8 protein-coding genes are annotated in these 10586 nt (G+C 31.9%); 3 read left to right on the top strand and 5 right to left on the bottom strand.

Features of this window, described 5'->3' with window-relative positions; all coding sequences use genetic code 11:
* Positions 1-985: 985 nt before the first annotated feature.
* The 5 genes from QHG34_RS03825 to QHG34_RS03805 form a co-directional block, all read right to left on the bottom strand.
* Positions 986-1807, bottom strand: coding sequence for a hypothetical protein (locus QHG34_RS03825; RefSeq protein ID WP_282628843.1), 822 nt, complete (start codon positions 1805-1807; stop codon positions 986-988).
* 134 nt (positions 1808-1941) lie between these two features.
* Entirely contained in the window at positions 1942-5118 is a 3177-nt protein-coding gene (locus QHG34_RS03820; RefSeq protein ID WP_282628842.1) for an efflux RND transporter permease subunit, read from the bottom strand.
* An 11-nt stretch (positions 5119-5129) separates the two neighbouring features.
* The gene (locus QHG34_RS03815) at positions 5130-6200 is read right to left on the bottom strand and encodes an efflux RND transporter periplasmic adaptor subunit (protein WP_282628841.1); all 1071 of its coding nucleotides are present in this window, start codon (positions 6198-6200) and stop codon (positions 5130-5132) included.
* 15 nt (positions 6201-6215) lie between these two features.
* Positions 6216-7529 (bottom strand): TolC family protein, encoded by a 1314-nt coding sequence (locus QHG34_RS03810; protein WP_282628840.1) that lies wholly within the window; start codon positions 7527-7529, stop codon positions 6216-6218.
* A 4-nt stretch (positions 7530-7533) separates the two neighbouring features.
* Entirely contained in the window at positions 7534-8127 is a 594-nt protein-coding gene (locus tag QHG34_RS03805; RefSeq protein ID WP_282628839.1) for a TetR/AcrR family transcriptional regulator, read from the bottom strand.
* Positions 8128-8271: 144 nt separating this feature from the next.
* Here QHG34_RS03805 and QHG34_RS03800 point away from each other — a divergent pair, with 144 nt between their 5' ends.
* The 3 genes from QHG34_RS03800 (at position 8272) to QHG34_RS03790 (ending at position 10582) form a co-directional block, all read left to right on the top strand.
* Positions 8272-9249 (top strand): YpdA family putative bacillithiol disulfide reductase, encoded by a 978-nt coding sequence (locus QHG34_RS03800; protein ID WP_282628838.1) that lies wholly within the window; start codon positions 8272-8274, stop codon positions 9247-9249.
* A 39-nt stretch (positions 9250-9288) separates the two neighbouring features.
* Complete coding sequence (locus tag QHG34_RS03795) at positions 9289-9993, top strand: class I SAM-dependent methyltransferase (protein ID WP_282628836.1); 705 nt, start codon at positions 9289-9291, stop codon at positions 9991-9993.
* Positions 9994-10144: 151 nt separating this feature from the next.
* The gene (locus QHG34_RS03790) at positions 10145-10582 is read left to right on the top strand and encodes a hypothetical protein (RefSeq protein ID WP_282628834.1); all 438 of its coding nucleotides are present in this window, start codon (positions 10145-10147) and stop codon (positions 10580-10582) included.
* Positions 10583-10586: the final 4 nt, after the last annotated feature.

Genomic DNA, 10586 nt, shown 5'->3' with positions numbered 1-10586 from the left:
GAACTTCTCAGTTTCAAACTTACTGCGTTTCTCTGTTTCTGTAAGCGGTTGCAAAGGTAAAACTTATTTTTTAACTACCAAATTTTATTTTAAAAAATTTGAAAATTTTATTTTAATAAGTCAATTTTAACTTCACTCCTAAACTCCTCTCGGAATCGGTTTGCAAAGGTAAAACTTAATTCTAAACTCGCAAATTTATTTTTAAATAATTTTGGCGGTATTTTAAGTCCTTATGTCAACTTCAATACTACTCGTCTTTCGTATTGGGATTGCAAATATACAACCCATTTTTCCGTTTTTCCAAACCAACTTTACATTTATTTTACATTATTTCCTTAAGTGATTGGTAACATGGGAAATATTTGTGGAATAAAGTTGAGACCTTGTGAGGTTAGTGTCCTTTTAAGGGCATATAATTGTGTATTTATAAAAAAAAGAGAACACAATTCTGTAGATAGATTGAATGAAAAAGTGAAATTCTTTTCATTTTTGTCTTGATACAAAAACGAAACAAAAAAATCAAGTCTATGCTTACAAGTCGGTCAAAAACGGCTGTTCGCTAAATGATTTAGATCATTCGCATATAAAATGCGAACAATAAATCATTTTTAACGCTCATTACGCCGATTTGACTCTCGACTTTTCTGCAATGACATTTTATGATATTCTTGAGTTGTAATACCGAAACAAGTTCAGCAAATATGGGTGAATGAAGAATTTTTTAAATTAAAATTTATTACTTAATACGTAAACTTCTAAACACCCCTATAGTCCCCTCGAGGGGACAGTTTTCTTAAATTACATCAGTTTTACTGCGAGGAATGATTAGACGGTGATGGTTTGCTGTTTCAAGCTAACCAACAGCGGATACTTTGTGGTTAACAGCTCGGAAAAATTGTAGCGAAGCGAAAGGGACTTGAGAAAACATTATTGAAAACAAAAAAAGAGAGCGAATTGCTCTCCTTCTATATATTAATAAAGTATATTATTCTTCTGTCTCTTCAATTTCTTCATTCATACTATTTTCTAATTCAGAAAGTGCAGTATTTAATGATATTTCGGCGCAATACGGAGAACCTAAATCGATTCCTTTTTGTAAGGATTGTTCAGCTTTTTCTTTTTCTCCTGTAAAATAATAATATGTATAAAACAATCCATAACCATCTGGGTTACCTAGGTCAATTACGCGTTGTGCTAATTGTTGTAATTCTTTATTTGGTTTGATTGTGATATTTTCAGCATTTGTCAATGTTTCGAAAACACCACCAGATTGTTCAGCAAATTTATAAGCAAATACAATTTTACAACTTTCATCAAAACCTTCTTTACAAAGCTTTTCGTTCGCTTGTTCATTTTCTTTCAGTTTTTTATTCAGACTATTTTCGTCTAAATCAAACAAAAAAGTTGCATTATTTTTAAAATTGATATCATAATTCTGAGCCATCCAACTTGCACGTTGTGCTAATTTAGCATCAGTTTGCGGTTTATTTTCGAAATATTTCAAATTTGATTTATACACTTTTTTATCTACCCAATCTGAAATTCCCTTTAATTGATTCTTTTCTTTTTTGAAAACAAATACAGTTTTATCAACAAAGATTATAACCGAATCGTTACGTTCAAAAAACTCATAACCATCTTCTCCAAACTCGTTTATGGTAACTTTCCCTTTTCCATCAAACTTTAACGGGTTATATAATTCGTCTTTTACTTTTGTAGTAAAAACACCTTCTAGCGTATTAGTGACTTGTTGTGCTGATAGTGTTATAGCAATAAAAATTGTGGCTAAAAAAAGAATTTTCTTCATTATATGTATCTTTAAAATCTGCTCAAAAATAGTGGTTTTATTCGTTTTAAAACTCACTAGAAATAGTTAAAAATAAAAAAGGTCGCACGATAACATGCGACCTTTCATTATTAAAAATATCTAAAAACAGAAGATTACTCTTCCCACTCTTCTTTTATTTGTCTTGCTTCATAATCTGCAACCATTTCTGCTTCATAATCTGTTTTTTCACCTTTAAATAGACGATTCATTAAACTATCTAATAAAGAATAAACCACAGGAACAATAATTAAGGTTAGGAATAATGATGATACTAATCCACCAATAATTACCCACGCCAAACCGTTGTTCATCTCCGCTCCTGCTCCTTTTGCTAAGGCGATCGGAATCATACCGAAAACCATCGCAATTGTCGTCATTAAGATAGGACGAAGACGTGCATGATTGGCTTGTACTAATGCATTATACGTTGTTTCACCAGCTTCTTTACGATGATTTGTAAAATCGACCAATAAAATGGCATTTTTACACACTAATCCAATTAACATAATCATACCAAGGATGGTAAAAACATTTAATGAATTATTTGTTAAAGCTAAAGTTACAAATACTCCGATTAATGATAATGGAATAGAGAATAATACAACAAATGGATGTATAAAAGAATCATACAATGCAACCATTACTAAATATACTAAAATAATTGCTGCAATTAATGCATAACCTAATGTTCCAAACCCTTCGGATTGATTTTCTTCGTCACCACTCCATACATAAGAAACACCAGTAGCTTTTTTATTTTCGATTGTTTTCAATCTTTCTTTAAACTCTGCTACAACATCACCAGAAGTTCTACCAACAGCTTGTGCTTGTACTGTTACCGAAGGTGTTTTATCGCGTCGCTCTAAAAAACTTGGTCCTGAACTTTGTGTGACTGATGCAAACTGATCCAATCTAATTTGTTGTCCTTTATCATTCACGAAAATTAATCCACGAACATCGTCAATATTTGAACGATTAAAATCGTTGTATTGAATATTAATATCATATTCGTATTCACCTGCACGGAACTTTCCATCTGTATTTCCAGAAAAAGCAGTTTGCATTGTAAGACCAACCGTTTGAAGATTTAATCCTAAAGTAGCCATTTTATCACGATCAACTTGTACATTAATCTCTGGATTTCCTGCTTCTGTTGTTAATTTCACCTCCGAAGAACCACTAATTTGCTCTAACTCATGTTTCGCCAATTCTGCAAATTTCATTGCACTTTCTAAATTAGATCCAGTTACAACTAAAGCAATCGGCGCTTGCTCAGCTCCAATTAAACCAACAGGAACCGTTTTTACTTTTACGCCTACTAACTCTTTTTGCAATTCATTTTTAATTTTTGCTGCATAAATGAATGAATTATCTGTACGTTCTGATTTATCATTCAAAATAACATCAATTTCAGATTTATAAGCTGTTGCTTGTGCTGCTCCAAATCCTTCCGAACTTTGACCAACTGTTGTAATCATATCAACAACTTCTTTTTTACCACGTAAAAACTTTTCTGCTTTTTGAGTTACAAAATTAGCTTCTTCAATCGTAGCATCTTTCGGCAGTTCCATCTGAACCAAAAATTCTCCTTTATCTGTTTTAGGGAAAAATTCTCCTCCAATGTATCCACCTCCCATTAGGACAACTGTTGTTCCTATTAAGACAGCAAATATTCCAAAAAACACTCCTACTCTACGCAAAGTCGATTTTAAACACCACTCTAATAAATTAGAAATAAAATGAGTAAACTTTGTTAATTGTTTTTCGAACCAAAGAATAAATTTCTCAAAAAGATTTTTTCCTGTAATATGTTCTAACTTTCCGAAACGAGATGATAACCAAGGTACAATTGTAAACGATGACAACAACGAGAACAGAGTTGCGATAACTACAGTAACACAAAATTGGGCAATTACATCAGAAACTAAACCTGTACTCATCGCAATTGGTAAAAATACCACCACAATAACTAATGTAATTGCGGTTACTGTAAATCCAATTTCTTTCGCTCCGTCATACGATGCTCTAACCTTTGATTTTCCCATCTCCATGTGACGGTAAATATTCTCTAATACTACAATCGCGTCATCCACCAAAATACCAACAACAAGGGATAATCCAAGTAAAGACATTAAATTTAGCGTATACCCCATTAAATACATACCAATAAATGTAGCAATTAACGAAGCCGGAATAGAAACCATTACAATAAAGGCATTACGGATACTGTGTAAGAATAACAACATTACAACTGCTACTAAAATAACAGCTAAAACTAAATCGAAAATAACGTGATCTGCGGCAGCTAACGTAAAGTCTGAAGTATCATTTACAATTTGAATATTTAAACCTTCTTTCTTATAATCATTTTCAACTTTTGCGATTGTTTCTTTCATCAATTCAGAAACAGCAACAGCATTTGCATCTGATTGTTTTACAATCTGAACAATAATTGCTGAGCTCTGATTAACACGGGCTATTTTTTCAACTTCTTTTTGAGAATCTTGCACAAAAGCAACTTCTGATAAACGAACTTGAATTCCATTTTTTGAAGAAATTACTAAACTATTTAATTCATCAACTGATTTATATTTCCCAGAAAGACGAATAATTGTCGAATTTTCGCGCGTTTTTACACTTCCTGTAGGGAAATCTAAGTTAGAAGACAAGATTGCCTGCTGAACTTGTGGTACAGATAATCCGTAACCTTTTAATTTCACAGGATCTAAACTTACTTGAATTTCACGTTCTTGTCCACCAATCAAATTTACTTGTGCAACACCAGTTACACGAGATAAAACGGGTTCAACTTTCTTGTCTAATAAATCGTACAAATCTTTTTCTGTCAATTTATCAGACGTTACACCCGCTGTAATAATTGGTAAATCACTCAACGAGAATTTTGTTAACGAAGGCGGGTCTACATCATCTGGCAAATCTTTTTCGATAGCATTTATTTTACGTTGCGCATCATTTAACGCTAAATCTGCATTTGCACCAGCATTTAGCGTCACCATAACAACAGATAAACTTTCGTATGATTTAGACTCTACTTTTTTTACATTTTCTAATGCAGCAACAGCATCTTCTATCTTTTTTGTTACAGAATTCTCCACCTCATTTGGCGAAGCTCCTGGATAAACAGTAGAAATTGTAACAACATTGGTTTCAAATTTCGGGATCAATTCGTATCCCATTTGCGTATAACTAAACAATCCTCCCAAAATAAGTATCGTGAAAAGCACGATAATCATCGATGGACGTTTAATTGATATTTCTGCTAATTTCATTGAAGAATTTCTTACTTAACCACTTTAACTTTAGTTCCGTTTTTCAGATTGATTTGACCACTTGTCACAATCTCAGTTCCATCTTTTATTCCGTTAACAATTTCAACGTTTGTTCCAACAGTTTTACCAACTACAACTTTTGTCAATTTTGCCACATTATTATCTACCACGAAAACTTGACCAGAACTAATTCCGTTTACAAAAGCATTTGCTGGAACAATCAAAACATTTTTCCCTGCATTTACATCATCTTTTGTTGAGAAAACGGCTGTTCCGTACATTCCAGCCTTAAGACCAGAATTATTAGAAACTTCAATTTCGATAGGGAAATTTAACGATTCGTCTGCTTTAGGCGCAATAAACGAAATACGACCTACAAACTCTTGATCAGGAAAAACACTTGCTAAAACTTTAACCGAATTTCCTACACGTAAATTCACTACTTCGCTCTCTGTAACCGTTACTTTCAACTTTAATTTAGAAACATTTACAATATCAAACATGGATGTTCCTGGTGCAACAACAGATCCTGGCTCTATATGACGTTTATTTATTATTCCAGAAATAGTAGCTCTTACGTTCGTATCACTTACGCGAATACCTTGCGCATTAACAGCAGCACGAGCATTCTTAAGTTGTAAACGTGAATGATCTAATTGTTGCTTTGTAACACCTCCCGATTTGAAAGCATTTTCGTAACGTTGATTATCAATAATTGCATTTTGCAGATTATTTTGCGCTTGTGTCATATCAACTTCAATTGCATCTTTTTTGATTGTTGCTACAGTTTGTCCAACTTTCACATAACTCCCTTCATCAACCAAAACACGAACAATTCTTCCAGAAATTTCTGAAGGAAAACTTAATTCTTGTGACGGTGCAAAAGTTCCGTTAGAAGAATAATCTGAGTTTAAACTCTCATATTTTGCTTTCACAGTATTTACTACAACTTCGTTGTTTGTTTCGTTTACAATTGCAACTTCTTCTTGTTGTTTTGCTTTATTATTTTTGATGATGTAAACTGCACCACCGATTAATCCGGCTGCAATTAATATATAAAGTAAAGTTTTTACTGATTTCATATAAAATCGGTTCTATTATTGAATTAATGTTTTTAAATCTCCTTTCGCTTTTATCAAAGCAACTTCAGCAATTTTGTATTCTAACAAAGCATTAGAATAGTTGTTTCTTGCATCTGTTAATGCATTTTCAGCATCTAAAATTTCCGTCAAATTTGCTAAACCTTGTTGATAGTTATTTTGTGTATTTCCTAAAACTTTTTCGGCTAAAGAAACATTCTCTTTCTGTATATCTACGCTTTTCAACGTATTTTCTATTTGAGCTTTCGCATTTTGATATTCTAAATCTAATCCAAGCTTAGTATCATTTATTTGTTCTTCAATATCTAATAAATCTATCTCTGCTTGATTTATTTTCGCTTTAGTAGATCCTCCAGAAAAAATCGGAACTTTAACACTCAATCCTATTGAAGCTAAATCTGACCAAGTGTAACTTTTTGACGTTATAAACTTTTCTCCAAAACCTTGTACTCCATAATTACCAGATAAACCCACTGTAGGATACAAATTTGCTCGTTCTGCTTCTTTTGCAAAACCAAGTAATTCTCTTTGTTTAGATAAAACTTTATACTCTGTTCTGTTTTCTACATCAACCTGATCTTCAATTAACAAACTATTTGGCTCGATTGAATTCTCTTCTAAATTAATTTCTTGACCAATAGGATAACCCATGTAAAATTTTAGCGCGTTCTTACTAATCTGAACCGCATTGATTAATTGTTGACGTGACGAAGAAATATTATTTAATTGAACGATGATTCTATCTAAATCAATAGGTTTTGCCAAACCATTATCAACCAAACTTTTGATTACTTTCTGAACTTTGTTTGTGTTTTCGAAACTTTTTTCTATCGTATTAAGTTTCTCTTCTTGTACAAAAACTTGATAATATGCAGTCGCAACACGTTCTATTATTTGTTCGTCCGTTAAATCTGCATTTACTTGATAAAACTCGCGTGTTGTTTTTGCTGCTTTAAGTCCTGTAAATACTCGTTGATCAAATAAATTTTGATAAACATTAACACCCAAACTAGAGTTCCATGGTTGTCCCATTTTAATTACAGTTGTCTGACCTCCCATTGTTAAAGCCATTTCCTGAACAATTGGATTATACTGCAAACCTGCATTTGCACTAACTTGTGGTAAAGCTCCTGCTCTAGCTTCATCAATCTTGTATTCAGCTTTTTTGATTGCTAAATCCGCTCTTTTCGCATCAGATTTGTTCTCTAACGCAAAATTGACTGCTTCTTTTAATGAAATAATCTCTTGTGCATTGGTAACACTCATTAATGCTACAGTTGCTAGAGAAAAAAATTGTTTAAACCTCTTCATCGATTTATTTATTATTAAAAAGTGTATTGAGAATAATTTCTTTTCGATCTGAAAGAATACGTTTGAAATCTGCATCACTCAATTTCAAATCCAATTGCAGAAGTGGGCGAATCGTGAATGGATAATTAATCAACGAAATCATATTCAATAGAAACTGAATTGGTTCCATTTTTTTAATAGTTCCTTTCTCCATCTCTTCTTCTAAACGTTCATAAAAAACAACAATAAGCTCATCTAAATCGTCTTTCATTAATTTAGAACAAACTAAGTTGTTCTTATTCATTTCTGTTACAATATAAGTTTCCAAGTATGGATATTTGATAGAAGTTGCAATAGAATCTTCGATAAACTCACCAATCATTTCTCTTATATCACGGTTTCTATCAAAAATTGAACGAGATTTTTCATTACTTACACGAGTTGCCTCTTCATAAATAATACTAATTAAATTGTTTCTGGATCTGAAATAATAATTAATCAACGTTCTATTCACTTTCGCTTCATCAGCTATTTCCTGTGTCGTTGCATGAAATCTACCTTCAGCAAAAAACATTCTTTTTGCTGTTTCTTTTATTAATTCTTCCGTATCATCTTTCATTATTATTCGGCTTTTTACTTTTTGACAAAATTGTCAAACAAAATTATTAATATTTTTTGTTAATCCAAATAGTTAAACATTTATTTTATTAAAATTTGAAAAAAATCATAAATATTACGAATTGATTATCCGTAAATTTGCATCATGAAAGAACAATATGATTTGATTATTGTTGGCGCTGGACCAATCGGTTTGGCTTGTGCAATAGAAGCGAAAAGAAACAATCTTTCTTACATTATTATAGAAAAAGGAGCTTTGACAAACAGTTTGTACAACTATCCTTTATATATGACTTTTTTTTCGACACCAGAGCGTTTAGAAATCGGAGAAATCCCTTTTAATTGTATTGCGCCAAAACCTGGTCGACAAGAGGCGTTAGAATATTATCGAAACATTCATAAATATTTTAAATTCAATCTCAATCTTTACGAAGAAGTTGAAGCAATTAATAAAGTAGAAGCAAATCATTTTGAGATTAAAACCTCAAAAAATAATTATTCAGCTAAAAATGTAGTCCTTGCAACTGGTTTTTATGATATTCCAAATTTGATGAATATCGAAGGAGAAGATTTACAAAAAGTTCATCATTATTACAAAGAAGCACATCCCTACTCTTTTCAGAATGTGGTAGTTGTTGGAGCGAATAATTCTTCTGTTGACGCAGCTTTAGAATGTTATCGAAAAGGTGCAAATGTAACAATGGTAATTCGCGGAGAAGGATTTACACACCGACTAAAATATTGGGTTCGTCCAGATATCGAAAATCGAATTGCAGAAGGAAGTATCAAGGCTTATTTCAACTCAAATATTACTTCGATTGATGACAAACAAGTTCACATCAAAACGCCAGAAGGTGATTTGTCAATTGAAAATGATACCGTTTTAGCCTTAACTGGTTATCATCCAAATTTCAAGTTTTTGGAGAATTGTAGAATAACTTTCAGCGATGATGAATTAAAAACGCCAACTTACAATCCTGAAACAATGGAAACAAATGTAGATGGTTTATATTTGGCAGGCGTTGTTTGTGGCGGAATGTTGACGAATATTTGGTTCATCGAAAATTCGCGCGTACATGCACAACAAATTGTTGAGGCAATTTTAGCAAAAAATAATAAATAAAAGTTTCTGTATCAATCAGAACATAAAAATAAAAATAACATGAAAGACCTTTTCGGACAGGCAATTTTAGATTATCAAACCAATCATTCGCCCGAAGATCTCTATACAGAAACATCTATTTCAGAGTTAGATGTAATGCCAATCGATTATCTTTTTCGAGAGTATGATGATATGCCAACTTTGGAACAAAAAGCATTGGATTTATCAAAAGGAAAAATATTGGACGTTGGTTGTGGAGCGGGTTCTCATTCACTTTATTTACAAAATAAAGGGTTGAATGTTTTAGCAATTGATATTTCTCCAAAAGCAATTGAAACTTGTTTGTTGAGAGGAATTAACAATGCAAAAGTTCAGAATTTCCTTGAAATCAATGATACTGAGAAATATGATACGATTCTATTTTTGATGAACGGAACCGGAATTTTTCAGAATTTAGTTTTAATCAATGTTTTCTTAGATAAAATCAAAAATTTATTAGCCGAAAATGGTCAAGTTTTGATTGATGGAACCGACATTATTTATATGTTTGATGAAGACGAAGACGGTGGAAAATGGATTCCGAGCAATGGAAATTATTATGGTGAATTAGATTTTACGGTTCATTATAAAGGCGAGCAAGAAGAACCTATTCAATGGTTGTATTTGGATTTTGATACGTTAAAAAATGCGTGCGAATATCATCAATTAAAATGTACAAAAATAAAAACCGAAGGAGATTCTTATTTAGCTAAAATCACTTTATAAAATATCCTTTCGATAATAAAATATAAACTCATTAGTTCATCAGAATTAGTGAGTTTTTTTGTTATAAAACAGTCTAACTTTAGCAAAACTTTAATCTTTGCAAAAGGTTATTTTTATTAATTTTAGAAAACTCATACTAACACAAACTTATATGAAAACTATTCACGTCAATGTGAAACAATTAGGTAAAAAACACCCAATTCTAGCTGAACAGCCGATAAATATTGATACACAAAAAGATACAATTTCTATTCAAGAGCTTCTTGATTTTATCGTTCAACAACAAGTTGAAAATTACAATCAAAAACCGATAGAAAAAGAAGACGAAGATGTGCAAAAACTTCCAAAAGAAAACTATTTACCACTATTAATTGAATCAGGTAAAGTAGGTTTTTCAAGTATTTATAACGAGAACAAAGCTGATTTATCCAAAGCACAAGAAACCGCACGACAAGCTTTTGAAGACGGTATGTTTGCTATATTTTTAGGTGATCAACAATTTGAAGATTTAGCAGAAGAAGTTTCATTAACATCAAATCAATCTTTTACATTTATACGACTTACTTTCCTTGCTGGAAGTTATTGGTAAAACA

It is taken from the genome of Empedobacter sedimenti, from assembly GCF_030005555.1.
Taxonomy (GTDB): domain Bacteria; phylum Bacteroidota; class Bacteroidia; order Flavobacteriales; family Weeksellaceae; genus Empedobacter; species Empedobacter sedimenti.
This window is presented reverse-complemented; position numbering and strand designations above follow the sequence as displayed.

Excerpts from the sequence above, each read along its gene's own strand:
- QHG34_RS03825 (WP_282628843.1), bottom strand. The coding sequence starts at position 1,807 with ATGAAGAAAATTCTTTTTTTAGCCACAATTTTTATTGCTATAACACTA.
- QHG34_RS03820 (WP_282628842.1), bottom strand. The coding sequence starts at position 5,118 with ATGAAATTAGCAGAAATATCAATTAAACGTCCATCGATGATTATCGTG.
- QHG34_RS03815 (WP_282628841.1), bottom strand. The coding sequence starts at position 6,200 with ATGAAATCAGTAAAAACTTTACTTTATATATTAATTGCAGCCGGATTA.
- QHG34_RS03810 (WP_282628840.1), bottom strand. The coding sequence starts at position 7,529 with ATGAAGAGGTTTAAACAATTTTTTTCTCTAGCAACTGTAGCATTAATG.
- QHG34_RS03805 (WP_282628839.1), bottom strand. The coding sequence starts at position 8,127 with ATGAAAGATGATACGGAAGAATTAATAAAAGAAACAGCAAAAAGAATG.
- QHG34_RS03800 (WP_282628838.1), top strand. The coding sequence starts at position 8,272 with ATGAAAGAACAATATGATTTGATTATTGTTGGCGCTGGACCAATCGGT.
- QHG34_RS03795 (WP_282628836.1), top strand. The coding sequence starts at position 9,289 with ATGAAAGACCTTTTCGGACAGGCAATTTTAGATTATCAAACCAATCAT.
- QHG34_RS03790 (WP_282628834.1), top strand. The coding sequence starts at position 10,145 with ATGAAAACTATTCACGTCAATGTGAAACAATTAGGTAAAAAACACCCA.